The organism is Inquilinus ginsengisoli, from assembly GCF_031453975.1.
GTDB classification, from domain to species: Bacteria; Pseudomonadota; Alphaproteobacteria; order DSM-16000; family Inquilinaceae; genus Inquilinus; species Inquilinus ginsengisoli_A.
The window spans coordinates 228,276-255,101 of sequence record NZ_JAVDPW010000003.1 but is presented as its reverse complement, the minus strand read 5'-3'; the positions used below and the strand labels follow the sequence as shown (position 1 = coordinate 255,101).

Annotated in this window: 26 protein-coding genes; 11 read left to right on the top strand and 15 right to left on the bottom strand. The window is 71.5% G+C overall.

Annotated elements, in window-relative coordinates; genetic code table 11:
• Positions 1–53: 53 nt before the first annotated feature.
• Positions 54–1,094, bottom strand: a complete 1,041-nt coding sequence (locus E9232_RS08915) for a zinc-dependent alcohol dehydrogenase family protein (protein WP_309793486.1) — start codon at positions 1,092–1,094, stop codon at positions 54–56.
• Positions 1,095–1,265: 171 nt separating this feature from the next.
• A complete protein-coding gene (locus E9232_RS08910; RefSeq protein WP_309793485.1) occupies positions 1,266–2,480 on the bottom strand; it encodes an adenylate/guanylate cyclase domain-containing protein in 1,215 nt (404 codons plus the stop codon).
• A gap of 218 nt (positions 2,481–2,698) precedes the next feature.
• Here E9232_RS08910 and E9232_RS08905 point away from each other — a divergent pair, with 218 nt between their 5' ends.
• On the top strand, positions 2,699–4,366 hold the full coding sequence (locus E9232_RS08905) for an acetolactate synthase large subunit (protein WP_309793484.1): 1,668 nt from the start codon (positions 2,699–2,701) through the stop codon (positions 4,364–4,366).
• A gap of 163 nt (positions 4,367–4,529) precedes the next feature.
• Here E9232_RS08905 and E9232_RS08900 read toward each other — a convergent pair whose 3' ends face one another.
• From E9232_RS08900 to hisS, 3 genes are read right to left on the bottom strand one after another with little or no spacing between them, the layout of a single operon-like run.
• A complete protein-coding gene (locus tag E9232_RS08900; RefSeq protein WP_309793483.1) occupies positions 4,530–5,537 on the bottom strand; it encodes a glycosyltransferase family 4 protein in 1,008 nt (335 codons plus the stop codon).
• Positions 5,538–5,582: 45 nt separating this feature from the next.
• Positions 5,583–6,554, bottom strand: coding sequence for a small ribosomal subunit Rsm22 family protein (locus E9232_RS08895; protein WP_309793482.1), 972 nt, complete (start codon positions 6,552–6,554; stop codon positions 5,583–5,585).
• Positions 6,555–6,556: 2 nt separating this feature from the next.
• Positions 6,557–7,900, bottom strand: coding sequence for a histidine--tRNA ligase (gene hisS, locus E9232_RS08890; protein ID WP_309793481.1), 1,344 nt, complete (start codon positions 7,898–7,900; stop codon positions 6,557–6,559).
• Between the two features lie 126 nt (positions 7,901–8,026).
• On the opposite strand from hisS, the gene E9232_RS08885 reads away from it, so the two are divergent.
• Complete coding sequence (locus E9232_RS08885) at positions 8,027–9,109, top strand: peptidoglycan-binding domain-containing protein (protein WP_309793480.1); 1,083 nt, start codon at positions 8,027–8,029, stop codon at positions 9,107–9,109.
• Here the strand turns inward: E9232_RS08885 and E9232_RS08880 are convergent.
• A complete protein-coding gene (locus E9232_RS08880; protein WP_309793479.1) occupies positions 9,106–9,708 on the bottom strand; it encodes a 2-hydroxychromene-2-carboxylate isomerase in 603 nt (200 codons plus the stop codon). The genes E9232_RS08885 and E9232_RS08880 overlap by 4 nt on opposite strands.
• A gap of 135 nt (positions 9,709–9,843) precedes the next feature.
• Between E9232_RS08880 and E9232_RS08875 the strand changes: the two genes are divergently transcribed.
• Entirely contained in the window at positions 9,844–11,655 is a 1,812-nt protein-coding gene (locus tag E9232_RS08875; protein ID WP_309793478.1) for an ABCB family ABC transporter ATP-binding protein/permease, read from the top strand.
• A 129-nt stretch (positions 11,656–11,784) separates the two neighbouring features.
• On the opposite strand, the gene E9232_RS08870 is transcribed toward E9232_RS08875, so the two are convergent.
• Positions 11,785–12,978 (bottom strand): acetyl-CoA C-acyltransferase, encoded by a 1,194-nt coding sequence (locus E9232_RS08870; protein ID WP_309793477.1) that lies wholly within the window; start codon positions 12,976–12,978, stop codon positions 11,785–11,787.
• Between the two features lie 118 nt (positions 12,979–13,096).
• On the opposite strand from E9232_RS08870, the gene E9232_RS08865 reads away from it, so the two are divergent.
• Both E9232_RS08865 and E9232_RS08860 read left to right on the top strand, forming a co-directional pair.
• A complete protein-coding gene (locus E9232_RS08865) occupies positions 13,097–14,233 on the top strand; it encodes a cupin domain-containing protein (protein WP_309793475.1) in 1,137 nt (378 codons plus the stop codon).
• Between the two features lie 101 nt (positions 14,234–14,334).
• Positions 14,335–14,730: an OmpA family protein gene (locus E9232_RS08860; protein ID WP_309793474.1), complete on the top strand. Its 396-nt coding sequence runs from the start codon at positions 14,335–14,337 to the stop codon at positions 14,728–14,730.
• Positions 14,731–14,863: 133 nt separating this feature from the next.
• On the opposite strand, the gene mscL is transcribed toward E9232_RS08860, so the two are convergent.
• Positions 14,864–15,340 (bottom strand): large conductance mechanosensitive channel protein MscL, encoded by a 477-nt coding sequence (mscL, locus tag E9232_RS08855; protein WP_441721954.1) that lies wholly within the window; start codon positions 15,338–15,340, stop codon positions 14,864–14,866.
• Between the two features lie 188 nt (positions 15,341–15,528).
• Between mscL and E9232_RS08850 the strand changes: the two genes are divergently transcribed.
• Entirely contained in the window at positions 15,529–16,062 is a 534-nt protein-coding gene (locus E9232_RS08850) for a gamma-glutamylcyclotransferase family protein (protein ID WP_309793473.1), read from the top strand.
• A gap of 12 nt (positions 16,063–16,074) precedes the next feature.
• Here the strand turns inward: E9232_RS08850 and E9232_RS08845 are convergent, their stop codons facing one another.
• Positions 16,075–16,587 carry a DUF1003 domain-containing protein gene (locus E9232_RS08845; protein ID WP_309793472.1) on the bottom strand — a complete coding sequence of 171 codons (513 nt, stop codon included), beginning with the start codon at positions 16,585–16,587 and terminating at the stop codon, positions 16,075–16,077.
• Between the two features lie 210 nt (positions 16,588–16,797).
• Here E9232_RS08845 and E9232_RS08840 point away from each other — a divergent pair, with 210 nt between their 5' ends.
• Both E9232_RS08840 and E9232_RS08835 read left to right on the top strand, forming a co-directional pair.
• Positions 16,798–17,148, top strand: coding sequence for a hypothetical protein (locus E9232_RS08840; protein WP_309793471.1), 351 nt, complete (start codon positions 16,798–16,800; stop codon positions 17,146–17,148).
• 36 nt (positions 17,149–17,184) lie between these two features.
• Positions 17,185–18,054 (top strand): metallophosphoesterase family protein, encoded by an 870-nt coding sequence (locus E9232_RS08835; protein ID WP_309793470.1) that lies wholly within the window; start codon positions 17,185–17,187, stop codon positions 18,052–18,054.
• Here E9232_RS08835 and E9232_RS08830 read toward each other — a convergent pair.
• The 6 genes from E9232_RS08830 to E9232_RS08805 all read right to left on the bottom strand — a co-directional run bounded on the left by E9232_RS08830 (position 18,002) and on the right by E9232_RS08805 (position 21,981).
• Positions 18,002–18,742 carry a 4'-phosphopantetheinyl transferase family protein gene (locus tag E9232_RS08830; RefSeq protein ID WP_309793469.1) on the bottom strand — a complete coding sequence of 247 codons (741 nt, stop codon included), beginning with the start codon at positions 18,740–18,742 and terminating at the stop codon, positions 18,002–18,004. The two genes, E9232_RS08835 and E9232_RS08830, sit on opposite strands and share 53 nt — an antisense overlap.
• Before the next feature lie 15 nt (positions 18,743–18,757).
• A complete protein-coding gene (locus E9232_RS08825; protein WP_309793468.1) occupies positions 18,758–19,174 on the bottom strand; it encodes an EVE domain-containing protein in 417 nt (138 codons plus the stop codon).
• 81 nt (positions 19,175–19,255) lie between these two features.
• Complete coding sequence (locus E9232_RS08820; RefSeq protein ID WP_309793467.1) at positions 19,256–20,239, bottom strand: NAD(P)H-dependent glycerol-3-phosphate dehydrogenase; 984 nt, start codon at positions 20,237–20,239, stop codon at positions 19,256–19,258.
• Positions 20,236–21,291: a tRNA (adenosine(37)-N6)-threonylcarbamoyltransferase complex transferase subunit TsaD gene (tsaD, locus tag E9232_RS08815; protein WP_309793466.1), complete on the bottom strand. Its 1,056-nt coding sequence runs from the start codon at positions 21,289–21,291 to the stop codon at positions 20,236–20,238. Before tsaD ends, E9232_RS08820 begins: the two co-directional genes overlap by 4 nt.
• Positions 21,292–21,352: 61 nt before the next feature.
• A complete protein-coding gene (locus tag E9232_RS08810) occupies positions 21,353–21,682 on the bottom strand; it encodes a type II toxin-antitoxin system RelE/ParE family toxin (RefSeq protein WP_309793465.1) in 330 nt (109 codons plus the stop codon).
• Positions 21,679–21,981, bottom strand: a complete 303-nt coding sequence (locus tag E9232_RS08805) for a type II toxin-antitoxin system ParD family antitoxin (RefSeq protein WP_309793464.1) — start codon at positions 21,979–21,981, stop codon at positions 21,679–21,681. Before E9232_RS08805 ends, E9232_RS08810 begins: the two co-directional genes overlap by 4 nt.
• 71 nt (positions 21,982–22,052) lie before the next feature.
• On the opposite strand from E9232_RS08805, the gene hemC reads away from it, so the two are divergent.
• From hemC to E9232_RS08790, 3 genes are read left to right on the top strand one after another with little or no spacing between them, the layout of a single operon-like run.
• Positions 22,053–22,985, top strand: a complete 933-nt coding sequence (gene hemC / locus E9232_RS08800) for a hydroxymethylbilane synthase (RefSeq protein WP_309793463.1) — start codon at positions 22,053–22,055, stop codon at positions 22,983–22,985.
• A 13-nt stretch (positions 22,986–22,998) separates the two neighbouring features.
• On the top strand, positions 22,999–25,380 hold the full coding sequence (locus tag E9232_RS08795) for a uroporphyrinogen-III synthase (protein WP_309793462.1): 2,382 nt from the start codon (positions 22,999–23,001) through the stop codon (positions 25,378–25,380).
• Positions 25,377–26,768 carry a heme biosynthesis protein HemY gene (locus E9232_RS08790; RefSeq protein ID WP_309793461.1) on the top strand — a complete coding sequence of 464 codons (1,392 nt, stop codon included), beginning with the start codon at positions 25,377–25,379 and terminating at the stop codon, positions 26,766–26,768. Before E9232_RS08795 ends, E9232_RS08790 begins: the two co-directional genes overlap by 4 nt.
• Positions 26,769–26,826: the final 58 nt, after the last annotated feature.

Sequence of the window (26,826 nt, the reverse complement as noted above, 5' to 3'; positions counted from 1 at the left end):
TTGCCCGGCTTGACCGTGGCATGACAAGAAAAATAGGGTCGCGGGCCGCCCCCTCAGAACCGCGTGACGACGGCGATGCCGGTGCCGTCGAAGCGGTCCATCTGGGTCAGGGCCAGCGGCGCCTCGTCGAGGGCGATGCGGCTGCCGATCAGCTGCTGCGGCGCGAGCTTGCCCGTGCCGATCATGTCGAGCATCGCCTGGTAGCGGAACGCCTGCATGCCGTGGCTGCCCAGGATCTCCAGCTCATAGGCGATCACCCGGTCCATCGGCAGCGGCGGCCGGGCGTGGTCGCCCAGCATCAGCCCGACCTGGATATGGCGGCCGCGGCGGCGCAAGGACCGGATCGAATTCATGCAGGTGGCGGGATGGCCGAGCGCGTCGACCGAGACATGCGCGCCACCGCCGGTCAGGTCGCGGATCTCGTGCACGACATTGGCCGAGGTGGCGGCGTTGACCGTCGCCACCGCGCCGAGCTGCCGGGCGAGATCGAGCTTCTGCTCCGTCAGGTCGACCGCCACGACATTGGCGCCCACGGCGCTGGCGATCATGATCGCCGACAGCCCGACGCCGCCGCAGCCATGCACCGCGACCCAGTCCCCCGCCTTGGTCCGGCCCTGGTCGACGATGGCGCGGAAGGAGGTGGCGAAGCGGCAGCCCAGGCTGGCCGCCGTCGCCGAATCCAGGTCGTCCGGCAGCGCCACCAGGTTGGCATCGGCGAAATCGAGCGCGACATATTCGGCGAAGGAACCCCAGGCGGTGAAGCCGGGCTGGAACTGCCGTTCGCACACCTGCTGGTTGCCGCTGGCGCATTCCGGGCAATGGCCGCAGCCGGCCACGAAGGGCACCGTGACCCGCTGTCCGATGCGCCACCGCTGCACCTGCGGCCCGACCGCCACGATGGTGCCGGCCAGCTCATGCCCCGGCACATGCGGCAGCACGATGTCGGCATCGTGCCCCATCCAGCCATGCCAGTCGCTGCGGCACAGCCCGGTCGCCTCGACCTTGACCACCACACCGCCCGGCGCCGGCGTCGGGTCGGGCACGGTCTGCACGGTCGGAAGCTGGCCGAACTGTTCGAAGACCACGGCTTTCATGATGGGCCTGTCGCTGTTGAAAGAGGGTCGCGGCGGACGACTGCGAAAGGTTCTGGTGCACAACCTTTCTATTGTCATGCCACGGCTTGACCGTGGCATCCAGGGGCGGCCAGAGCGGCTCTCGGTGGCCCCCGGATTGCCCGGTCGAGCCGGGCAATGACAGTATTAGAGCTACCCCACCCCAAAAATCCGGTGGGTGCCTTCGACGTCGCGCAGCACGTGCTCGCCGAGGTCCACCAGCGGCCGGCCGCAGGCATCGCGGAACGGCTCCGACATCAGCACCCGGCGGTGCAGGGTCTTGGTCAGCTCCTCCAGCCGGCTGGCGCGGTTCACCGCCGGGCCGATCACGGTGAAGTCCAGACGCCGCGCCGCGCCGATGTTGCCGTAGGCGATTTCGCCGACATGCAGGCCGACGCCGAAATCGACCGCGTCCGGCCCCACCAGCCCGCGCTCGGCATTGGCCGCATCGGCCCTGGCGCAGAAGGCTTCGGCCGCAGCCAGGGCAGCGGCGCAGGCGGCGCCGCGGTCGATCTCCGGCGTCACCGGGAAGATCGCCAGCACCGCGTCGCCGATGAACTTCAGGATCTCGCCGCCTTCAGCCTCGATCGCCACGGCCATGTCGCCGAACCAGCTGTTCAGCATGTCGACCACATCGCGGATGGCATGGACCTCGCTGCGCCGGGTGAAGGCGCGCATGTCGGCCAGCCAGATCGCGGCTTCGATCCAGTCGACCTGGCCGCGTTCGACCTGGCCTTCGACGATGCGCTGGCTGGTGCGGGCGCCGACATATGTGTCGAGCAGGTCGAGCGCGATCCGCTTCCACACCTGGCGTTCGGCATAGGGGCTGAACAGCCGGGCGGCGGTGTCGAGCGCCTTGAGGTCGTCGTCGTCGTAGCCCCCCGCCTGCCGCGTGGCGAAGGACAGGAAGCGGGTGCGGCTGGTGTCGAGGAAGGGCAGCGGCGTGATCAGGTAGTCGGTGGAGCCCTGCTGCTGCAGCTCCTGCAGCAGCGGCAGGTCGCTGACATCGGCATCGAGCCGCCGGCGATACGCCCGCTCGGTGTCGTCGACGATCTTGGTCGGGCTGGTGAGATAGCCCGTGCTCTGCATGATGCCCTGGCGCTCGCGCTCCCGGAACTCGATGGCCTCGTCGCTCCAGACCAGCATGGTGCCGCTGATCTCGGGGTGCAGCACCTCGAGCCCGATATGCACCCGCCAGACCGGGACGATGGTCTGCGCCACCCGCTCGCAGAATCCCGGGAACAGACCCTTGAGCGGCACCGGCTGCCGCGACGCCTCGACCAGCCAGAGGGCCAGCGCCTCCAGCCCCGGCCGGTGCCGGTCGGCGATCGGCCTGGTGTCCCAGTCCGGCGGCAATCCGTCTTGCATGGCGGTCCCATCCTGCATGGGCGGAGGAAATACCTTCGGCAAAGCTGGGTCAATGATAGCACTTTGCTATCATAGGAAATTGCGACGGTGATCGCTGTCCCCGCCATGCCGCGCGTGCGCAGCGCGTCCGTCTGCCCTGCAGCGAGGTCATGTCATCGGCGCGCTGACCGGCCTATCCTCACGGCGACATCGCTCCGTTTTTATGGAAGAGGTACGACATGGCCGCGCAGCCCACCGGGTCCGATCTGCTCGTCGACGCCCTGGTCAAGGAGGGCGTGGACCGCGTCTTCGGCGTGCCCGGCGAGGAGAATCTCGACATCGTCGAATCGCTGCGCCGCTACGGCATCCAGCTGGTGGTCACCCGGCACGAGCAGTCGGCCGCCTTCATGGCCGCGACCTATGGCCGGCTGACCGGCAAAGCCGGCGTCTGCCTGACCACACTGGGGCCCGGCGCCCTCAACCTGACCACCGGCGCCGCCTATGCCCTGCTGGGCGCCATGCCGATGGTGATGATCACCGGCCAGAAGCCGATCCTGAAGAGCCGCCAGGCGCAGTTCCAGATCGTCGACATCGTCGCCACCATGCGGCCGCTGACCAAGTCGTCGCGCCAGATCGTCAGCACCGCCTCGATCCCGACCCTGGTGCGCAACGCCTTCCGCATCGCCCAGGAGGAGCGGCCGGGCCCGGTGCATCTGGAGTTGCCGGAGGACATCGCCGCCGCCCCGGCGCCCGAGGGGCTGGAGCCGGTGACGCCGCACGCCGTGCAGGTGCCGGTGGCCGCCGAGACGGCGGTCGCCACCGCGGTCGACATGCTGCGCGCGGCGCAGCGCCCGCTGGTGATGATCGGCGCCGCCGGCAACCGGCACCACCTGGTGCCGGCGCTGTCCGACTTCGTGCGCCGCATGGGCATCCCGTTCTTCAACACCCAGATGGGCAAGGGCGCGGTCGACGGCAATTCCGGCCTCTACATCGGCACCGCCGCCCTGTCCGAGGGCGACTACCTGCACGACGCGGTGGGCAAGGCCGACCTGATCCTGGCGATCGGCCACGACGTGGTCGAGAAGCCGCCCTTCCTGATGGAGACCCCGACCCAGAAGGTGATCCATGTCGGCTTCCAGCCGGCGGCGATCGCCGAGGTGTACTTCCCGGACCACGAGGTGGTGGGCGACATCGGCGAGGCGCTGGGCCGCATCGCCGACCAGTTCGGCGGCGCCCACCCGACCGCGGCGGCCGCCTTTGCCGCCGTGCGCCACACCATCCTCGAGAAGGTGGCGGCGGACGGCACCAGCGATCGCTTCCCGCTGGTGCCGCAGCGCATCGTCCACGACGTGCGCAAGGTGCTGCCGGATGACGGCATCGTCGCGCTCGACAACGGCATGTACAAGATCTGGTTCGCGCGCAGCTACCGCACCCATGTCGCCAACACCATCCTGCTGGACAACGCCCTGGCGACCATGGGTGCCGGCCTGCCCTCGGCCATGGTGGCGGCGATGCTGCACCCCGACCGCCGGGTGATGGCGGTGTGCGGCGACGGCGGCTTCATGATGAATTCGCAGGAGCTGGAGACCGCGATCCGGCTGAAGCTGAACCTGGTCGTGGTGATCTTGGTCGACAACGCCTACGGCATGATCCGCTGGAAGCAGGAGGCCCAGGGCTTCACCGATTTCGGCCTGACCTTCGGCAACCCGGATTTCGTGACCTACGCCCAGGCTTATGGCGCCACCGGCTGGAAGATCGAGTCGGCGGAGGCGTTCGTGCCGACGCTGGAGAAGGCCTTCACCCAGGGCGGGATGCATTTGGTCAGCGTGCCGATCGACTACACCGAGAACAGCCGCGTGTTCATCGAGGAGCTGCGCAACCACGCGTCTGTCGTAGAAGCCGACTGACGCAGAGCCGGCTTCGCCTTCGCCACCATCGTCATTCCCGCGAAAGCGGGAATCTCCATCCGATCAGGCTGTGACGAGATCCCCGCTTTCGCGGGGATGACGGTCATTGGTTTGGCGTGAGCGCGCAGGTTGGGTTCGCGGTTGCGAACCCAACATTTACCGCTCAGCCCAGGATCGACCGGTACAGCGCGAGGTAGCGGTCGGCCATGCGGTCGACGGTGAAGCGGGCCGCCACCGCCGCGCGGCAGGCGGCGCGGTCGATCTCGCCGATCCGGCCGATCGCGGCCACCGCTTCGTCGACGCTGTCGACCAGGAAGCCGGTCACGCCGTGGTCGATCAGTTCCGGCATCGAGCCACGGTTGCTGGCGATGACCGGGGTGCCGCAGGCCAGCGCCTCGACCACCGACAGGCCGAACGGCTCGTCGAAATTGACCAGGTGCAGCAGGGCCCGCGCCGCGCCCAGCGTGTCGGTGCGATCGGTCCCGCCCAGCGGGCCGCGATAGACCACGGACCGGCCGTCGAGCGCGGGCGCGACCTGCCTGTCGTGATAGCCCTGGTCCTGGACGATGCCGGCCATCACCAGCCGCCTCCCCGTCCGGTGGCCAACCGCGATCGCCTCCGCCGCACCCTTGTCCGGGTGGATACGGCCGAAGAACAGCAGATCGTCGCTGCCCTGCGGGTCGAACGGAAAATCCTGGAGCCGGATGCCATGGTGGATGGTCGCGGCGTAGCGCAGCTCCGGGCTGCGGTCGGCATCGCTGATGGCGACGTAATGGACCCGGTCCTCATAAGCCTTGAACGCAGGCAGGATGCGGGCGGAGGAAAAGCCGTGGATCGTCGTCACCACCGGCGTCGCCACCAGCCGCGAAAAGGCGAGCGGCACGAAATCGGCCTGGTTGTGGATCAGGTCGAACTCGCCCGCCCGCTCGAAGACATGGGCGACGTGCAGCATCTCCCACACCTTCGCATCGATCGTGGGGTCCTCGGAATAGGGCGCCGGGCACACGCCGGCCAGCGTGCCCGCCGTCAGGCTGTCGCGGGTGGCGAACAGGGTGACGTCGATGCCGCGCGCCACCAGCGCCTCGGTCAGCAGGCTGGTCACCAGCTCCCACGGGCCGTAATGGCGCGGCGGCGTGCGCCAGGAGATCGGCGCCAGCATGGCGATGCGCAAGATGTGTCCTTTTCCGCTGCCGGTTGCCGCAGCAGCGATCCCAGGCTACGCGCCGGGGCCTAGCGCGTCGCCCCATTTCAGCCGCCGGGCGGTCTTCAGCAGGGCGCCGTCGCGCTTGGTCACCGTGCGCTCGACCACGCCGTCCGGCCCGCACAGCCTGAGGTCGATGCGGGACCCGGCGCCACGCGGCGGGGTGATGACGCGGCCGGCGATCGGCGCCCCCGGGCGACGCGACACCGCGACATAGGCGAATTTCTCGTCCTCCCACGGCACCTCGCCGCCCTTGGCCTGGCGGTGGATGCGCGAGCGGGCGACGCGCTGGGCGAAGTGGCACCAGTCGGGCTCGACCAGCGGGCAGGCGCGGTCATGCGGGCATGGCGCGACGACATGGCCGCCGGACGCGATCAGCCGGCTGCGGGCGTCGAGGATGCGGCGCCAGCCGGCCGGGGTGCCGGGTTCGACCAGCAGCAGCACGTCGGCGGTGGCCGCCCACAGCCCGTCGACCAGGGCGGCACGGCGGTCGGGCGCCAGCTCGTCCAGCACATAGGACAGGATGACGAGGTCATGGGCCGGCAAATCCGGCAGCGCCCGGGCCAGGTCGGCGGCGCGCCAGTCGGCCGGCGGCAGGGCGCTGCCTTCGGCCAGGCGCGCGCCCCAGTCGCGGAAGGCGGCGCTGCCCTCCAACAGGGTGGCGCCGGCAAGGTCCGGCCAGGCCTCGGCCGCGGCCCAGAACCCGGTGCCCGGCCCGGCGCCGGCGTCGAGCAGGCTGGCCGGCGCGAAATCCGGACGGAGGTCGGCGACGGCGTCGAGGCAGGCGCGGATCGCGGCATAGGTGGCCGGCAATCGGGTCGCCAGATAGGCCCGGGCCGCAAGGTCGCCATCGACATGGAAACGGCCGTCGCGCAGTTCGGCCCGGTAGCGCTGCGACAGCCGCGCCGACGCCGCGGAAAGATCCACCAGGGCGACGCCTTCGAGCGCCCGGTCGACCGCGCTGCGCAGGGCGGCCGGCAGCTCCATGGCTAGCCGGCCAGGGCCTGCCGCACGGCCTCGACCAGACCGGCCTGCGGATGGGTCGCCTGTTCGCCGGTGGACAGGTTCTTCAGCACCACGCTGCCCGAGGCGATCTCGGTCTCGCCGGCGATCACGGCCAGGCGGAAGCCCTTCTTGTCGGCGTATTTCAGCTGGTCGCCGACCTTCTTGCCTTCGGTGAACAGCTCGGTGGCGATGTCGCCGGCCCGCAGCGCCGTGGCCAGGCCGAGGTAGTAGGGCAGCTGCGCCCGGTCCATCACCGTCACCAGCACCTTAGCCGGGGTGGCGGCGCCGGTCTTGAGCAGACCGGCATCGAGCAGGCGCGACAGCAGCCGGGTGACGCCGATCGAGATGCCGACGCCCGGCAGCTTCTGCTTGGTGTAGTTGCTGGCCAGGTCCTCGTAGCGGCCGCCGGAGCAGATGCTGCCGACCTCCGGGTTCGCCACCAGCTGGGTCTCGTAGACCGTGCCGGTGTAATAGTCGAGGCCGCGAACGATGGCGAGGTCGATGCGCCAGCGATGTGCCGGCACCTGGAAGGCGGCGAGGCCGTCGGCGACCTGGCCGAGCTCGTCCAGCCCCTCGCGGTAGAGGTCGCCGCCCTCGATCGCGCGCAGATCGTCGATCGTCACCGGCCGGGTGACCAGGGCGATGATCCGCTCCGCCGTCGCCGCATCGACGCCGGCATGGGTGGCAAGGTCGGCCAGGGTCCGCTCGCGGCTGACCTTCTCGATCGCGTCGATCACCTTCAGCGCCGCGCCGACGCCCTCCGCCGTCAGCCCCTGGTCGAGCAGATAGCCCTGCAGCAGCTTGCGGTTGTTGATGCGGATCAGGAATTCGCCGATGCCGATACGGGCGAAGATGGCGTTGATGACGCAGGGGATCTCGGCATCGTTCAACAGGCCCAGCGTGCCGTTGCCGATGACGTCGATGTCGGCCTGGTAGAATTCGCGGAACCGCCCGGCCTGCGGCCGCTCGCCGCGCCACACCTTCTGGATCTGGTAGCGCCGGAACGGGAAGGTCAGCCGCGCCGAGTTCTGGGCGACGTAGCGCGCGGTCGGCACCGTCAGGTCGAAATGCAGCGCCATGTCGGTCGACGGGTCCTCGCCCTCGCCGGCCGCCAGCCGGGACAGGGCGTAGATCTCCTTCTCGACGATGCCCTTGGCGGTCAGGATCTCGCGCCGCTCCACCGCCGAGGTCTCGATCGGGGTGAAGCCGTAGCGCTCATACTCCTCGCGGATGATGCGCAGGATATGGTCCTCGACCAGCTTCTCCTCCGGCAGCCATTCGGGGAAGCCGCTGATCGGCTGAGGCTTGACGATTCGGGTCTCGGACATCGCTGCATCTTCCATCGGGACGTGGCGGTTTAACCGATCGCGCCGCCGCCGTCACCCCAGCGGAATCGGAACCGGACCTGCACCACAGACGTTTGGCAGGCAACAAGATGAACTGGAGACCACCGGATGCGCTCAACCCTTGCCCTGGCCTGCCTGGCCGCGACGGCCGGATGGGCCGGCATCGCCGCCGCCGCCACCATCGAGCCCGGCACCTATGTCGCCGGCGGAAACGCGCCGATCCGGCTGCTGGTCGAGCCCGCACCGGACGGCACCGTCGCCTTCCTGCTGCACCGCTCCAGCCGCAACGCGGTGTGCCTGATGGCCGGCGCGGCGAAGCCGGACGGCGACACGCTGACCTGGACCAGCAACAGCGGCGCCACCCTGGCAATCCGCTTCGACGGCCGCGGCGCCGCGATCGAGGCGAAGAACGCGCTGCCGCCGAACTGCCAGGGCGCCCCCGCCATCCCCGGCACCTACATCTTCGATACCGCCCAGGTCGAATTCGACCGCGCCGAGATCGGGGCGGTGCAGGGCAGCCTGACGGCGCTGGGCTACCGGCTCGGCCAGGCCGACGGCGTGCTCGGGCGCCGCACCCTCGACGCCTTGAGCGACTATCAGACCAGGGCCGGCTTGCAGGCCCAGAACGGCCTGACGGTGGAGACCGTGGCCCATCTGGCCAGCGGCGGCAAGACCGTCACCGCAACCCCGCCGACGCCCATCGGGGCCGCGCCGCCGGCCCAGGCCGCGACCACGACTCCCGCGACCACGGCTCCCGACACCCCGACCGCGCCGACGCCGGCGACACCGCCGGCCGCGCTGCAATGGCTGGACCCGATCCCCGACCGGCTGATCCCGATGCTCGAGGCCCGCTATGCGCCGATGGTGGCGCCGGCGGTGATCGACTGGCGCAACGCGCCGTTCCAGGTCGCCGAGGTCGAGCTGGACGAGAAGCCGGCGCAGCTGCAGCCCGACGTGATCGTATTCTGGAACGACGCCAAGCATTGCGACGCCACCGGCTGCCCGTGGGAGATCCTGTCCGAAGGCAGCCAGTCGCTGACGCCGGTGGCCGACGGCAAGGCCCACAGCTTCGCGCTGGCGCCGAGTTCCTCCGCCGGCAAGCGCGACCTGCTGGTCGACGGCGACAAGCTGATGCGCTGGAGCGGCAAGGGTTGGGCGCCGGACTACTACAAGCCGACGCCCGTACGTTAAGAAGCGCCGGCCTTCAGCCGCCAAGCGAGGTGATCGAGGCGGTCGGCGCCCCAGAATCCCTCGCCGTCGAGCCGGAAGAAGGGCGAGCCGAACACGCCCTTGGCCATCGCCGCCTCGGTCTCGGCGCGCAGCCGGTCCTTGACCTCCGGAGCCTGGATCGCCGCGGCGGTCTCGGCTTCCGGCAGGCCGAGGCCGGCGGCGATGCGGGTCACGGCCTCCGGCGCCGCAATGTCCTCGCCGCGGCCCCAATGCGCGTCGTAGAGCGCGGCGGCGAGGTCGTGCGCCTTGCCGGGCTCCCGATCGGCCAGCCACCAGACCGCGCGCGACGGGGCCAGGGCCGCGATCGGCCACTGCGCCGGAGCGGTGAAAGGCACGCCGAGATAGGCGGCGAAGCGCGGCGCATCTGCCTCCATATAAGGGCCGCGCAGCGGGATGGCGCGGTTGGGCTGGCCGCCGGTGTGCTTGAGGATCGGCCCCAGCAGCACCGGCTTCCACGCCACCGTGCGGCCGTGCCGGGCGGCCAGCGCGTCGATCTGCGTGGCGGCGAGATAGCCATAGGGGCTGGCGAAGTCGAAATAGAACTCGATCGGCGACGGCATCGGGGTCTCCTGTTCCGCTGCAGCCGAGCCTAGAGCGAAGGCGCTTTCCGACCAAGCCGGCGATCGGCGACGGACCTGCGGCCCGGCTGCGTTTAGGATGGAGGGATGCGGATCCGGCCGAACGGGAACTGATCGATGTCGATGACACCGCCCCGGGGCGACCACAGGGCGCGGCCCGGCGACTTCGCGACGCTGCGCCGGGTGATGCCCTATCTGTGGCAGGGCGAGAGCTGGCCCGTGCGGCTGCGCATCCTGGCCTGCGTCGCGCTGGTGTTCCTGTCGTCCTTCGCGGTGGCGCTGGTGCCGCTGCTGTTCTCCTTCGCCATCGATTCCTATGCCGGCCGCGCCAACCCCTGGGCGGTCGGCGGCATCGGCATCATCACCGCCTATGCCCTCGCCTCCTGGGTCGGCCGCATCCTGGGCGAGCTGCAATACGCCGCCTACGGCCCGATCGAGCACCGGCTGGTGCGGCGGCTGAGCCGCACCTTCTTCACCCATCTCCACGGGCTGTCGCTGCGCTTCCATCTCGGCCGCCGCACCGGCGCGGTCAGCGAGGATCTCGGCCGCGGCCTGTCCGGCATCCGCGAGCTGATCTACGACGTCGCCTTCCGCATCCTGCCGCTGCTGATCGAGATCGCCGCCACCTGCATCATCCTGCTGGCGCATCTGCCGCCGTTCTACGCCCTGGTCACCGCCGCCACCCTCGCCGCCTTCGCCTGGGCGATGACCCTGGGCGCCGACAGCCTGCGCAGCACCATCCGCAGCATGAACCGGGAGAGCAGCAGCGCCCATGCCGTCGCCATCGACAGCCTGATCAACTACGAGACGGTGAAGTATTTCGGCGCCGAGGGCGCGATCGGCCGGCGCTACGATGAGCGGCTGGAGGAGGTCGAGCGGCTGGCCGCGCGGGGTTTGGCGCTGCGCAGCCTGAACGGCATCGCCCAGATGACGGTGCTGAGCGTCGGCCTGGCCATCCTGCTGATCCTCGGCGGCAGGGCGGTGCAGGCGGGCACCATGACGGTCGGCGACCTCGTGCTCCTGAACACCTATTTCGTCCGCCTCGCCCGGCCGCTGGAGCAGTTGAGCCGGCTGTACCGGGTGATCCGCAACTCGCTGGGTTCGGTCGAGCAGATGTTCGCGCTGCTCGACGAGGCGCCGGAGGTGACCGACGCGCCGGACGCCCGGCCGCTGGCGGCCGGACGGGGCGAGCTGGCGTTCGAGCATGTCTCCTTCGCCTACGACCCGCGCCGGCCGATCCTGCGGGATGTCGGCTTCGCCATCCCGGCCGGGCGGACATTGGCGATCGTCGGCGCCTCGGGCGCCGGCAAATCGACCATCGCCCGGCTGCTGTTCCGCTTCTACGACCCCAGCGGCGGCCGCATCCTGCTGGACGGGCAGGATCTGCGCGACATCACCCAGGCCTCGCTGCGCGGCGCCATCGCCGTGGTGCCGCAGGACACCGTCCTGCTGAACGAGACGCTGCGCGACAACCTCGCCTTCGGCCGGCCGGACGCCACGGACGAGGAAGTCGAGGACGCGGCGCGGATCGCCCAGCTGGACCGCTTCGTCGCCGGCCTGCCGGATGGCTGGGAGACCATGGTCGGCGAGCGCGGGCTGAAGCTGTCGGGCGGCGAGAAGCAGCGCGTCGCGATCGCCCGGGCGGTGCTGAAGCAGCCGCGGCTGTTCATCTTCGACGAGGCGACGTCGTCGCTCGACAGCGCCACCGAGCAGGCGATCCAGGAGCGGCTGGCCGAGGCGTCGCGCGGCACCACCACGCTGATCATCGCCCATCGCCTGTCCACCGTGGTGCATGCCGACGAGATCCTGGTGCTGGACCATGGCCGCATCGCCGAGCGCGGCAGCCATGCCGCCCTGCTGGCCCGCGGCGGCCTCTACGCCGCGCTGTGGGGGCGGCAGCAGCGGGTGGTCGAGCCGGCGGCGGAGTAGCCCGCCGAATGACCACCCTAAACCGTCATTGCCCGGCTTGACCGGGCAATCCAGGGGCCACCAAGAGCCGCTCTTGAAAGCCCCTGGATCCTCGGGTCAAGCCCGAGGATGACAGTGAAAGTGCAGTCGCTAGGCCGCGACCCGCTCGACCGCCACCGCCGTGGCCTCGCCGCCGCCGATGCACAAAGCGGCGACGCCGCGCTTCAGGCCATGGGTCTGCAGCGCGTTCAGGAGGGTGACGAGGATGCGCGCGCCGGACGCCCCGACCGGGTGGCCGAGGGCGCAGGCGCCGCCATGGATGTTGACCTTGTCGTGCGGCAGGCCGAGATCGTGCATCGCCGCCATGGTGACCACGGCGAAGGCCTCGTTGATCTCGAACAGGTCGACGTCGCCGGCGGCCCAGCCGGTCTTCTGGAACAGGGTCTCCATCGCCCCGATGGGCGCGGTGGTGAACCAGGCCGGGGCCCGGGCGTGGCTGGCATGGCCCTTGATCTCGGCCAGCACCGGCAGGCCCCGCCGCTCGGCCTCCGACCGCCGCAGCAGCACCAGCGCCGCGCCGCCATCGGAGATCGAACTGGAATTCGCCGCCGTCACCGTGCCGTCCGGGCGGAAGGCGGGCTTCAGGGTCGGGATCTTCTCCGGCCGGGCGGTGCGCGGCTGCTCGTCGATCGACAGCAGGGACTCGCCGCCCCTGCCCTTCACGGTCACCGGCGCGATCTCGCGGGCGAAGGTGCCGTCCTCCGACGCCTTGCGCGCCCGCTCCAGGCTGGTCAGGGCGAAGCGGTCCTGCTGCTCGCGGGTGAACTGGTAGTGCTGCGCCGTGTCCTCGGCATAGGTGCCCATCAGCCGGCCCGGCTCATAGGCGTCCTCGAGCCCGTCGAGGAACATGTGGTCCAGCACCCGGCCATGGCCCATGCGGTAGCCGCCGCGGGCGCGGTCGAGCAGATAGGGCGCGTTGGTCATGCTCTCCAGCCCGCCGGCCACGCCGATGCCGATCGACCCGGCGGCGATGGCGTCGTGGATCTGCATCACCGCCTTCATGCCGGAGCCGCACATCTTGTTGACCGTGGTGCAGGGCACCGCGTCGGGCAGGCCGGCGCCGCGGGCCGCCTGGCGCGCCGGGGCCTGGCCCAGCCCGGCCGGCAGCACGCAGCCCATCACCACCTCGTCCACCGCATCGGCGGCCAGGCCGGCGCGCTCCAGCGCCGCGCGGATGGCGACGGCGCCGAGCTGCGGCGCGCGCACATCCCTGAGCTCGCCCTGGAAGCCGCCCATCGGGGTCCGGGCCGCGCCGGCGATGACGACGGGATCATTCGCACTCATGACATCCTCCGGTGTCTGGTTGGGCCGGATGCTAGCACGGCTGAGCGATCGCTGGGCGAGGACGGATCGACCCGGTAGAGTGGCGCCGCCTCGTCACCCTGAGCGAATCCCCAAGCCCATGACCGATCCCCTGCTCGGCGGCCTGTCCGCCGCCGAATTCCTGGCCCGCCACTGGCAGAAGTCGCCGCTGCTGATCCGCCAGGCGATCCCGGGCTGGACCAGCCCGATCACGCCCGACGAGCTGGCCGGCCTGGCCTGCGAGGAAGGGGTGGAGAGCCGGCTGGTGACCCGCCGGCGCGGCAAATGGGCGATGCGGCACGGCCCGTTCGAGGAGAGCGACTTCGCCAAGCTTCCGGCCAAGGACTGGTCGCTGCTGGTGCAGGGCGTCGACCTGTGGGAGCCGGCGGTGGCCGCCCTGCGCGACCGCTTCCGCTTCGTGCCCGACTGGCGGCTGGACGACGTCATGGTCAGCTACGCCCCGCCGGGCGGCGGCGTCGGCGCCCATGTCGACCAGTACGACGTGTTCCTGCTGCAGGGCCTCGGCCGGCGGCGCTGGCGGATCGGCGGCGCGGCTGAGATCCGCCCGGCCTGGCTGCCCGACCAGCCGCTGAAGCTGCTGGCCGATTTCCAGCCCGCCGAGGAATGGGTGCTGGAGCCCGGCGACATGCTGTACCTGCCGCCGGGCTGGGCCCATGACGGCATCGCCGAGGATGACTGCCTGACCTTCTCGATCGGCTTCCGCGCGCCCAGCGTGGCCGAGCTGGCCGGCCGCTTCGCTGCCGCGATCGGCGACGCCGACGGCGACGAGCGGCGCTATGCCGACCCTGACCTGGCGCCGCCGGAGAATCCCGGCGAGATCCCGGATGCGGCGATCGAGCGGGTGCGGGCGCTGCTGGCCGAGAAGCTGGAGGATCGCGGCTTCCTGGCGGAATGGCTGGGCAGCCTGCTGACCGAGCCGAAGGAGGAGCGCGAGGCCCCGCCGCCGCGCAAGCGCCGGCCGGCCGGTGCGCTGAAGCGGGCGATCGGCAGCCGACTCGCCTTCGCCCGCGCCGGCGTCGGCGTCACCCTGTTCGCCGATGGCGAGACCCATGCGACCCCCGCCGGCATCGCGGCGGACACGGCGATGCGGCTGTGCGGCGACGGAAGGCTGGCGGCGGATCAGGCCAAGGCGGCCTGGGCCAACCCCGGCGCCGCGGCGCTGCTGGACGCGCTGCTGGCTCAGGGCGCAATCGAGCCGGCCGGCAAAAGCGGTTGAGAGCAGCCATTTTTTGCAGCGGGGCGAGGCGGAACCGCTTCCATCGGCCGCGCCGGTCAGGCAATGCTTCCTGACCAACAACAAAATTGAACAGGTCGATCATGCCGATTGCAAGCCGTCGTGCGCTCCTGGCCCTGGCCGCCATCGCCGTCCTGGCCGCCTGCGCCCCCAAGGCGGGCGGCGCCTACGGCATCTTCTTCAAGGACGAAAGCGCCACGCTGACGCCCGACGCGCAGAAGCTGATCGCCGAAGCGGCGGCGGAGGCGAAGAACTGGAATCCGAAGTCGATCAGCGTCGACGGCTTCGCCGGGACCGCCGGCCCGCGCGACACCCATGAAGCGCTGTCGGTCAAGCGGGCCGAGACGGTGGCCGCGGCGCTGGTGGCCGACGGCGTGCCGCCGACCCTGATCCATCGCGTCGAAGGCCATGGCGATGCCGGCGCCCTGCCCGGCGTCACCGTCGGCGAGCGGCGCGTCGAGATCAAGCTGAACTACTGATCGGGGCTGCGGCGGTCCCGAGCCATCCCCAACCCGTCATTGCCGGGCTTGACCCGGCAATCCAGAAGGTCCCGACAGCCTCTGGATGCCCGGGTCAAGCCCGGGCATGACAGGAAAGGGAATGGTGTGCGGCTCAGCTCCGCGACTTGATGGCGTCGCGAATCTCTTCCAGCAGCACTTCGCTGCGCGGCGGCGCGGCCGGAGCCGGGGCGGCTTCGGGCTTCTTCATGAAGCGGTTGACCTGCTTCACCAGCAGGAAGATGGCGAAGGCCACGATCAGGAAGTTGATGATGGAGTTGATGAAGGCGCCGTAGTTGATCGTCGCGGCGCCGGCGGCCTTTGCCGCGGCCAAGGTGTCATAATGGGTCGACGTCAGGTTGATGAAGTAGCTCGAGAAGTCGACGCCACCGAGCAGCACGCCGATCGGCGGCATGATGATGTCGTTGACCAGGGACGTCACGATCGAGCCGAACGCCACGCCCATGATGATACCAACCGCCAAGTCGATGACATTGCCACGGGCAATGAAAGCCTTGAACTCCTGAAACATCCGCTGCCCCCAAAGTCTCAGTTGGTGACCGTTACCGGCCGCGACATAAAGATATACCAATTGGCATGAAATCACAGAAAAACCGCAAAAGCCTCTGACCAACCGTCAAAAAGGCTTCACTGGACATCCCCAAGAAATCCGGCTGAATCACCTTGACTTTCGGCGCCGGCGGATCAAATTGCGCGCCCTTGCTTCATCATCGACCGGCAGGCGGCAGAGACCGCCTGATCCGAGAGGGAGACCGCCCGATGCGCCTCTTCTTTTTCGGCACCCTCATGGATCCCGACCTGTTCGCGCTGGTGATCGGCCGTCCCATGGCGGCGCTCGCGGTGCAGCCGGCGTCGCTGCTCGGCCTGCAGCGGCGCAAGGTGAAGGGCGAAAGCTATCCGATCCTGACGCCGCAGCCGGACGGCCATGTCGACGGGCTGCTGGTCGAGGGCTTCACCGACGCCGAGATGGACCGGATGCGGTTCTTCGAGAGCGACGACTACACGCTGCAGCCGGTGACCGTGGCCCTGGCCGACGGGGCCCGGCTGGACGCGCAGATCTACGCCTCGGCCGGCGTGCTCGAGGATGCCGGCGAGCCCTGGCACCTGGAGGCCTGGCAGGCGACCGAGAAGCCCCGCACCCTGATGCACCACGAAGCCTACATGTCGCTGTACGGCAAGATGAGCAGCCAGGAGGCCGCGTCGCGCTGGCCCGAGGTCAAGGCCCAGGCCAACCGCCGCTATGCCGAGGCCCGAGCCGAACGGCATTTCGCGGAGCGCCGGCGGCCACGCTGAGCACCGGCAGGGTCAATCGCCGCCCTGCCCTTCCGTCCTGTCCAGCCGCTTCAGCAGCAGTTCCACCGCCTGGGTCAGGCGCACCACCTCCTGCTCGCGCAGCAGGTCGATCTTCTGGTGCAGCTGCTCGATCTCCAGCTCCGCCTTGATGTTGATGCGGTAGTCGCCCTCGGCGTTGCGGCGGTCGATCGCCGCCTGCCGGTTCTGGCTCATCATGATGATCGGCGCCGAATAGGCGGCCTGGAACGACAGCGCCAGGTTCAGCAGGATGAAGGGATAGGGGTCCCAGGCCTGGATCCAGCCGACCAGGTTCAGCACGATCCACAGCGCGAGCAGGATGCTCTGGATCACGATGAACGACCAGGACCCGACCGTCTCGGCGACGCTGTCCGCCAGCTTCTGGCCGAAGGTCCCCGCCTCGGGCACCGGCTTGCGCGCCCGGCTGGGCTTCTGCCGCCGCAGGTCGTGCAGCAGCTTCTCCTCCTCCGGGGTCAGGATCATGGTCGGATGCACGCGCTGGGTCATGATGGGTTTCCTGATCGGCGACCTCACCGCCCGACCGGGCAGCCGGGCGGCACGAGACGGTCAAGCTTAGCGCATGCCGGGGCCAGGAAGGGCCTTACGAATATTACACCGGCAACCGATCCCGCCCGGTTCTGACATCCTTCCGTATTGATGATGCACGAGATTTCCCTTGTCCGAAGCGCGGGTGCCGCGTCGAGCGAGGGAACAGCGATGACACCGTACTGGCCGATCGTGGCAGAGCCTGCGGAGCCGTCTTTCGGGGTCCGGACCGACGGACCCGAGCACACCGTCCATCTCTTCGTCCCGCGGGCCGAGGTCCGCACTCCCACGGCGGATGCCCGACCCGGCGCACCCGGCGGACTCCTGTCGAGGATCGTCGCCTTCCTGGTCGAAGGCTTCGCGCTGTGCGCCGCCGGCATGTATCCGGAGCTGTTCTGCGGGACAGAGGCGCCACCCCGGCCCAGCCCGGACGAGCTGGCCGACGACGCGCCGCGCAGCTGGCGCTCCGATGTCGACGCCGAGCTGCAGGCCATCGTGGCGATGCACCGCACCCGACGATAGCTGGCCAGACGGACCGAGACCGGCCAAGCTGGGCGCATGCGCCTGCTCGCCATCAGCGACCTCCACCTCGCCTCCGACGCCAGCTTCGAGCGGATCGAGGCCCTGCCCGCCTATCCCGAGGACTGGCTGATCCTGGGCGGCGACATCGCCGAAAGCGCCGACGGGCTGGACCGCGCCTTCACCGCGTTGGCCGGGAAATTCGCCAGGCTGATCTGGGTACCGGGCAATCACGAGCTTTGGACCCGCGCCCGCAGCCCGGCGGCGCCCCGCGGCGTCGAGCGTTACGAATCGCTGGTCGCCCTGGCCCGCCGGCACGGGGTGACCACGCCGGAAGATCCCTACCCGATCTGGCCCGGCCCCGGCGGCGAGCATGTGATCGCGCCGCTGTTCCTGCTCTACGACTACAGCTTCCGCCCGCCGGACCTGCCGCTGGAGGAGGTGGTGGCCTGGGCGGCGGAGGAGAGCGCGGTCTGCGCCGACGAGCTGCTGCTGTACCCCGACCCGTATCCGACGCGCCAGGAGTGGTGCCGGGCCCGGATCGCGGCGACCGCCGAGCGGCTGGCCGCGCTGCCCGCCCGCCTGCCGATGGTGCTGGTCAACCATCACCCCTTGCGCCGCGACCTGGTGCGCATCCCGCGCATCCCGCGCTTCAGCCCCTGGTGCGGCACCACCCTGACCGAGGAGTGGCACACCCGCTTCCGGGCCCGAGTGGTGGTCAGCGGCCACCTGCATGTCCGCCACACCGACTGGCGCGACGGCACCCGGTTCGAAGAAGTGTCGCTGGGCTACCCCTATCAGTGGGAGCAGCATTACGGCGTCGCCGCCTATCTGCGCGAGATCCTGCCCGGCCCGGTCAGCCCGGGGCCAGGAGCCCCGCCGGCAGGGGAACGTGCCGGACCGCGATGACCGGCTCGGCCCCCGGCCAGCGCACGGCGAGGCCCAGCACATGCCGGGGTGATGGCCGCCAGTGGCGGAAATGCCAGGACGCGCCGTCCACCGCCGGGTCGAGGAAACGCACCACCGGCCGGTCCGACACGGCATCGACCACGAAGCCGTCGAGCGAGATGGTCAGGCCGCCGCCCAGCGCCTTCACATAGGCCTCCTTGACCGTCCACAGGTCGAGGAAGGCCTCGCGGCGGCGGTCGGCCGGCACCGCCTTCAGGGCGGCCGCCTCGGCCGCGGCAAAGCGGCGGTCGGCGATGCGCGGCTCGACCACCCGGCCGAGCCATTCCAGGTCGATCCCGATCATGGTGCCCGGCGCCATGGCGCAGGCGACCATGCCTTCGGCATGCGAGATGTTGATGCCGATCCGCCGCCCGGCCTCCGGCGCGCAGACGAAAGGCTTGCCGTGGTCGCCGGCGGCGAAGTCCCACTCCCGGGCGGGAACACCCGTCTTCGCCTCCAGCAGCCGGCGCAGCAGCACCCGGGCGCAGGCGAAGCGCCGGCGGTCGCCCGGCACGGCAAAGCGCGCGGCGCGGGCCCGCTCCGCCTCGGTCAGCAGCGGCCAGCAGGCCTCGACATTTCGGTCGTCCCCGGGGTCGTCCTCGGCGACCTCGGCCGTCCAGACATCGATGTCGGCGGCGCGGTCGGTCATGCCGGGGCGCTCATGTCACGCCGGGTCGATGCCGCCGAGCCGGCAGATATGCGCCCATTCGGCCTCCGAGACCGGGCTGACCGACAGGCGACCCTGGCGGATCAGGCCGAGGCCGGACAGCTCCGGGTCCGCCTTCATCTGCTTCAGCGTCACCGGGGTCTTCAGCGGCCGGACCGCCTGGACGTCGACCATGCCGAAGCGGCCCTTCTCGTCGCTGGGGTCCGGGTAGTATTCGCGCACGATCTCGACGATGCCGACGATCTCCAGCCCCTCGTTCGAATGGTAGAAGAAGGCGTGGTCGCCCAGCTTCATCGCCTTGAGGTTGTTCGAGGCCTGGTAGTTGCGCACCCCGTCCCAATGGGTGCGCTTGGCCTTCACCATCTGACTCCAGCCCCATTTCACGGGTTCGGACTTCACCAGCCAGTGGTTCACGAGTCGGCCTCTTGCAACGAAATGGTCATGGGATCGGGACGCTAGCGGAAACGGCACCGGGTTTCCAGGCCGCGCCTGAGCTTACTGGGCCTCGCGTTTCGCCGGGCGCAGCAGCAGGCCGGCGACGGCGGTGTCGATCGCGGCACCGCGGTTCAGCACCGCATCCACCGCGTCGATCACCGGCGCGTCGATGCCGGCCTTGGCCGCCAGCCGCGCCGCCGCCGCCGCCGTCCACACCCCTTCGGTGACCGACCGGCGGGCGCCGAGGATCTCGGCCAGGCTGCGCCCCTGCCCCAGCGCGATGCCCAGCGAGGTGTTGCGGCTGGTGGCGCTGCAGGCGGTCAGCAGCAGGTCGCCCAGGCCAGACAGGCCCATCAGCGTCTCCGGCCGTCCCCCGAGCCCGGCGCCCAGCCGCATCATCTCGGCCAGGCCGCGGGTGACCAGCGCCGCCCGGGCGTTCTCGCCCAGGCCCCGGCCGGTGACGATGCCGGCGGCGATCGCCAGCACGTTCTTCAACGCGCCGCCCAGGGCGACGCCGCGCAGATCCTCGGTCCAGTACAGCCGCAGCGTCCGGTGGCCCAGGCTGCGGGCCAGGGCGGCGCCGGCCTCGGCATCGGCGCAGGCCAGGGTCAGCGCCGTCGGCAGGCCGCGCGCCACCTCCTCGGCGAAGCTGGGGCCGGACAGCAGCACCGGCGCCGCCTCCGGCCGGGTCTCCGCCGCGATCTCGTCCATGAACCGCCCGGTCGCGGTCTCGATGCCCTTGGCGGTGATCAGCAGCGGCCCCGGCCGCGGCGGCAGGCGCTGCAGGATGGCGCGCAGATGCTGCGCCGGCGCGGCGAGCAGGCGCAGATCCCCGCCGATCGCGGCCAGGTCGGCGGTGACGGCGATGCCGGGATGCAGCCCGATGCCGGGCAGATAGGCCGCGTTCTCGCGGGTGCCCTGGATCGCCGCGGCACGGTCGGGATCGCGGGCCCACAGGGTGACCGGATGCCCGGCCGCGGCGAAGCTCTGCGCCAGCGCCGTGCCCCAGGCGCCGGCGCCGATCACGGCGACCCGCCGGCTCATGCCTTGACCCCGGCGCCGGTCGCGGCGGCGGCGGTCGGATCCAGCGGCCAGCGCGGCCGCGGCGCGCAGTCCAGCCCGTCGACCAGGCCGAGGCGCAGCCGCTCCAGCCCGGCCCAGGCGATCATCGCGCCGTTGTCGGTGCACAGCTTCAGCGGCGGCGCGATGAAGCGCATCCCCGCCGCCTCCGCCACCGCCGACAGGCGGGCGCGCAGCATCTGGTTGGCGGCGACGCCGCCGGCCACCACGAAGGCTCCGTTCCCGGAATGTTCCACGTGAAACATCGCGATGGCGCGCTTGGCCCGGTCGGCCAGCGACGCGGCGACCGAGTCCTGGAAGCCGGCGCAGAGATCGGCGACATCCTGCGCGGCCAGCGGCTGCGGCAGCCCGGCGACGGCGCGGCGCACCGCGGTCTTGAGGCCGGAGAAGGAGAAGTTGCAGTCCGGCCGGCCGATCATCGGCCGCGGCAGGGCGAAGCGCCTGGGGTCGCCGCCGCGGGCGGCGGCTTCGACCAGCGGCCCGCCGGGATGACCGAGGCCGAGCATCTTGGCGACCTTGTCGAAGGCCTCGCCCACCGCGTCGTCGATGGTGGTGCCCCAGCGCCGGTAGCGGCCGACCCCGTCGACGCACAGCAGCTGGCAATGGCCGCCGGAGACCAGCAGCAGCAGGTAGGGGAATTCGATGCCGTCGGTCAGCCGCGCCGTCAGGGCATGGCCTTCGAGATGATTGACGCCGAGGAAGGGCAGGCCGCGGGCGGCGGCGATGCCCTTGGCGGTCATCACCCCGACGGCGACGCCGCCGATCAGCCCCGGCCCGGCGGTGACGGCGATGCCGTCGACCGCGTCGAGCCCGAGTCCGGCCTCGGCCAGCGCCTGGCGGATGATGCCGTCGAGATGGGCCAGATGGGCGCGCGCCGCCACCTCGGGCACCACGCCGCCATAGGGGGCGTGGTCCTCGATCTGGCTGAGCACGACATTGGCGAGGATGCGCCGCTGGTCGTCCACCAGGGCCGCCGCCGTCTCGTCGCAGGAGGTCTCGATGCCGAGCACGATCATGATCGGCCCGATATAGGCGGTCCGGCCGCGCGACGAAAGGATGGGAGCGGCAGGGCAGCCTTCACGGGACGTCGGGCTCCTGCATCCAGGCCGGGATGTCCCGTTGGCCGTGCAGGACGCGCCAGACATCGATGCGATCGTCGCACTCGACGTAGAAGACCAGATGGGGGTAGCCCGCCAGCAGCCAGGACCGCAACCCCGGCAGGTTCAGCTCATGGGCATGGCGGGGTGACCCTGCGGCCGGGTGACGGCTGATCTGGGCATAGGCTTGCTCCAGGGCATCGATGAAGCCGAGCGCAGCCTCGTCCGCCCCCTCGGCGAGATAGTGTGCGATCGCGTCGTCGACATCCTGCCTGGCCCGCTCACGCGGAACGACTGGCTTGGCCGTCACCCCCGGTCATCGGGCTTGGCGGCCCGACGGATCCGGTCGCGCAGACCTTCGAAATAGGCGGCGTCGACGGGAGAAGTGGACGGCGACTCGGCCCCTGCGAGCAGGAAACCGCGAAGCCTCTGGCGATCCTGGTCCTTCCGGATCAGCTCGCGCACATACTCGCTGCTGGTGCCGTAGCCGCGCTGGCTGACCTGCTCGTCGACAAAGGACTTCAGGCTCTCGGGCAGGGAGATGTTCATCGTGCTCATGAGGGGAAGAATGGGGGCCTTGGCAAAATTTGGCAAGACCGTCACCGCCATCGGATGGCCACGTCGCCGCAACCGGGCCGCGCGGCTTGCCCCCCGCGCCCGGGGCTTCTAGAACGCGGGTCATGACCCCTGTTCTTCGCATCGGGACGCGCGGCAGCCCGCTCGCCCTCATCCAGGCCGAGGAGACGCGGCGGCGCCTGGCCGACGCCCATCCGGCCCTGGCCGTGCCTGGCGCGGTCGAGATCGTCGTCATCCGCACCACCGGCGACACGGTGCAGGACCGGCCGCTGTCCGAGATCGGCGGCAAGGGCCTGTTCACCAAGGAGATCGAGGACGGCCTGCTGGACCGCAGCCTCGACCTCGCCGTGCATTCGATGAAGGACATGCCGACCTGGCTGCCCGACGGCCTGGTGATCGGCGCCCTGCTGCCGCGCGAGGACCCGCGCGACGCGCTGTTCGCGCGGGACGGCGCCGGCAGCCTGGCCGCGCTGAAGCCCGGGGCCGTGGTCGGCACCTCAAGCCTGCGCCGCCAGGCCCAGGTGCTGGCGCTGCGCCCGGATCTGTCGATCGTGCCGTTCCGCGGCAATGTCGGCACCCGCCTGGCCAAGCTGGATGCCGGCACGGTCGACGCCACCCTGCTGGCCCTGGCCGGGCTGAAGCGGCTGGGGCGGACCGACCGGGTCTCGGCCGTGCTGGAACCCGAGGAGATGCTGCCGGCCGCCGCCCAGGGCGCCATCGGCATCGAGTGCCGCGCCGACGACGCGCCGGTGCGCCGCCTGCTGGACGCCCTGCATTGCCGCGACACCGGCGACCGGGTGGCGGCGGAGCGCAGCCTGCTGACCGCGCTGGAGGGCAATTGCCGCACCCCGATCGCGGCCCTGGCCGATCTGGGCCCAGACGGCACCCTGACCCTGACCTCGCGCGTCGCCCTGCCCGACGGCAGCGAGATGCATGAGGACCGGCGGTCCGGCCCCCGCGCCGAGGCCGCGCAGCTGGGCGCCGAGGCCGGCGAGGCGCTGCGCCGTCGCATCGGGCCGCGCTTCCTGGTCCCATAATGGCGAGGGCGGGATGACGCGCTGGCTCATCACCCGGCCGCGCGAGGAGGCCGAACGCTTCGCCGACGCCATGCGCGACCGCGGCCTCGACCCGGTGATCGCGCCGATCCTGGAGATCGAGCCGGTCGACCCCGGGCCGATCGCGCTCGACGGCGTCCAGGCGGTGCTGGCGACCAGCCGCAACGGCATCGACGCATTCGCCCGGCGGGTGGCGCGGCGCGACATACCCGTTCTGGCGGTCGGCGATGCCACCGCGGAGCTGGCGCGGAGCCTGGACTTCCACGACGTCATCAGCGCGGCGGGCGGCGGCATCGAGCTGGCCGCGCTGGTCCGCGACCGGCTGAACCCCGGCTCGGGCGCCCTGCTTCACCCCTCCGGCGAGGACCAGGCGCAGGATCTCGGCGCACTGCTGGCGCCCGCCGGCTTCACCGTGCGGCGCATCGTGCTGTACCGCGCCCGGCCGGCCGCGGCGCTGCCGTCGGCCGCGGTGGCAGCGCTGGCCGATCCGCGGCTGGAGGGGGTGGTGTTTTTCTCTCCCCGCACCGCGAAGGTCTTTGCTACCCTCGCGGCCCGGGTGGATCTGACCCACCGCCTCGCCGGACTCACGGCGGTCTGCCTGAGCCCTGCCGTCGCCCAGGCGCTGGACCCGTCGCCCTGGCGAGCGGTGCGAATCGCGGAAAGACCGGATTCGCCGTCGCTTCTGGCGCGGCTATCCGATCTTCCCGCCGAGCAAAGGACGAGGACGGCGAACGGTATGGACCCGACCCCCGACAAGCCAGGCGACGCTGCGGCAGCGCGGCTCGACCCCCAGCAGCCGGACGACGTGTCGGCCAGCCCGGAAGCCGTTGCGCCGCCGGTGCCGCCCGAGGACGGGCTGCCCGTCGCCGGCGAGACCGGCGAGGCGCTGACCGCGACCGAGCGGATCATCGAGGCCTTCGGCGGCATCCGGCCGATGGCGGCGAAGCTGACGGTGCCGGTGACCACCGTGCAGGGCTGGAAGCGGCGCAACGCCATCCCCGAGCAGCGCCACGCCGACATCCAGGCGGCCGCCAAGACCCATGGCATCCAACTCGACCCGGCCGAGCTGGCGCGCACCCGCCCGGCGACGCCGGAGGAAGGCGTGTCGGAGCCGTCCGACCTCTCCGACCCCGAGAACCCGCCCGGCCCTCCCCGGGTCGGCCCGCCCACGATCCCGCCGCCGCCCCCGGCCGAACCGCCGGGCAACGTCGCGAAATCGGCCTGGACCGCGGCGCTCGTCGCCATCGTCGCCGCGGCGGTGTCGGCGACCGCCCCGATCTGGTCGCCGAGCGTGTTCGGCCCCTCCACCCCTGCCCCGGCCACCCAGGGCTCGCCGACGCTGGGTGACCGCGTCGCCTTCATCGAGAAGCGCCTGGCCGATCTGCCCTCCGGCACCGCCGAGGCGATCGACGGCCTGGGCAAGCGGGTCGAGGCGCTGGAGAAGCCGCCCGAGGGCGCGCTGGACCCGGCGGCGATCGAGAAGGGCCGGGCCGACCTGGCCGCCCGGGTCGATGCGCTGCAGCAGAAGCTGGACCAGCTCGGCGGGCAGCCGCCGGCCCCGGGCAACGTTGCCCCGGCGCAGCAGCCGGCCACGCCGCCGGCCGCCGGCCCCGCCCCGGAAGCGGTGGCGGCGCTGGAGACCCGGATCGCCGCGCTGGAATCGGCGCAGGCCGCGGTGAAGACGCTGAGCGAGACCGTCGCCACCCTGTCCTCCGGCAACCAGGCCAATGCATCGACCCTGGCGACGCTGCAGCAGCAGGTCGACACGGTGAAGGCCGCGGTCGAACGGCTGCGCAGCAACGACAGCGGCGCCCAGGCGCTGAGCCTGGCCGCCGGCCAGCTGCGCAGCGCGATCGACAGCGGCGCACCGCTGGCCGAGACCCTGACGCTGCTGCGCGGCCTGGCGCAGAGCGACCCTGCCATGGCCAATGCGGTGGCGGCGCTGGAGCCGGCGGCGAAGGGCGTGCCCAGCCGCGCCGCGCTGGCGACCGGCTTCGTCCAGGCGGCCGAAGCGGCGCGCAAGGCCGACAAGCCGCAGAGCGGCGACTGGATCGACCGCAGCCTGTCGGTGGTCGAGGACCTGGTCAGCGTCCGCCCGGCCCCGGGCGAGGTCGAAGGCGACGGCACCGACGCGGTGCTGGCCCGGGCCGAGGGCCGGCTGCAGCGCGGCGACCTGGCCGGCGCGGTCGAGGCGGTGAAGGGCCTGTCCGGCCCCGCGGCCTCGGCCATGGCGGCGTGGCGCACCCAGGCCGAGTCCCGCCTGGCCGCCGAGACGGCGCTGCAGGGCCTGTCGACCCTGGCGGTGCAGCGGCTGGCCGCCGGCAGCGATGCCGCGGCCAAGCCCGCTTCCGAAACGCCGGCGCCGACGACGCCATGAAGCGTCTGCTGCTCTACGCCCTCAAGCTCGCGATCCTCATCGCGGTCGCGGTCTGGCTCGCCGACCGCCCGGGCCATGTCCAGATCCAGTGGCAGGGCCGGGTGATCGACACCTCGGTCGCGGTGCTGGTGGTGATCGCCGCCGGCCTGATGCTGCTGACCGCCTGGCTGTACCGCTTCTGGCGCTCGCTCCGCCGGGCCCCGAGCCGCTTCGTCGAAGGCCGCCGCTTCGTCCGGCGCGAGAAGGGCTATCGCGCCCTGACCCGCGGCATGGTCGCGGTCGCGGCCGGCGACGCCGAGGCGGCGCGGCGCTTCGCCCGCAAGGCCGACGTGCTGTTGGACGAGCCGCCGCTGACCCTGCTGCTGTCCGCCCAGGCGGCGCAGCTGGCCGGCGACGACGGCGCCGCCACCCGCTATTTCGAGGCGATGCTGCGCCGGCCGGACATGGAGTTCCTGGGCCTGCGCGGCCTGCTGAACCAGTCGCTGCGCAGCCAGGATTCCGCCCACGCGCTGGAGATGGCGCAGCGCGCCCGCTCGCTGCGCCCGGACGCCACCTGGACCCATCGCGCCTGCTTCGACCTGGAGGTGGCGCAGCACCGCTGGGCCGACGCCCAGCTCAGCCTCGCCCATGCGGTGCGGGTGAAGGCGATCTCGGTCGAGGACGGCCGGCGTTTCAAGACCCGCATCCTGGTCGAGCGCAGCCGCGAGGCGGAGGCCGCCGGCAGCCTGGCCCCGGCGCTGGACTTCGCCCACAAGGCGGTGGGGCTGGAGCCGGATTTCGTGCCGGCGGCGCTGCAGGAGAGCGCCCTTCTGGTGAAGACCGGCCGCGACGTCCAGGCCGCGCGCCTCTTGGAGAAGAGCTGGGCCCGCCTGCCGCATCCGGAAGTCGCCCGCGCCTATGCCGCGCTGGGCCCGGCCGACGAGGGCTCGCTGCTCAAGGTCAAGCGGCTGGAGAAGCTGGTGCGGCTGCGCCCGGAGGCGGCGACCGGCCTGCTGACTTTGGCCGAGGCCGAGCTGGCGGCCCAGCTGTGGGGCAGCGCCCGCGGCCATCTGCTGAAGGCGGAGCAGCTGGCGCCGACCCGGCGCGGCTACCGCCTGCTGGCCGATCTGGAGACGGCGGAGCGCAACGACCCGATCGCGGCGCGCAGCTGGCTGGCCAAGGCACAGACCGCGGCCCCGGACGAGGCCTGGGACTGCGACGCCTGCGGCGCGCGGATGGACCGCTGGTCGGCCCTGTGCGGCCATTGCCACGGCTTCGACACGCTGGCTTGGCGCATCCCGGGCCCCGCCCGCGGGCTGCCGCCGGTGGCGGTCGAGATCGACGCTCTGCTGCCCGTGCCGGTGCCGGCCACGGGATCGGGCGCGGTGGTGCCCGTCACGACGGGTTGAGGCCCGGCGGTTGTTGACGCTGCGGCGCGCGCCTTGTATAGGGTGCGCGCCCTGCGGC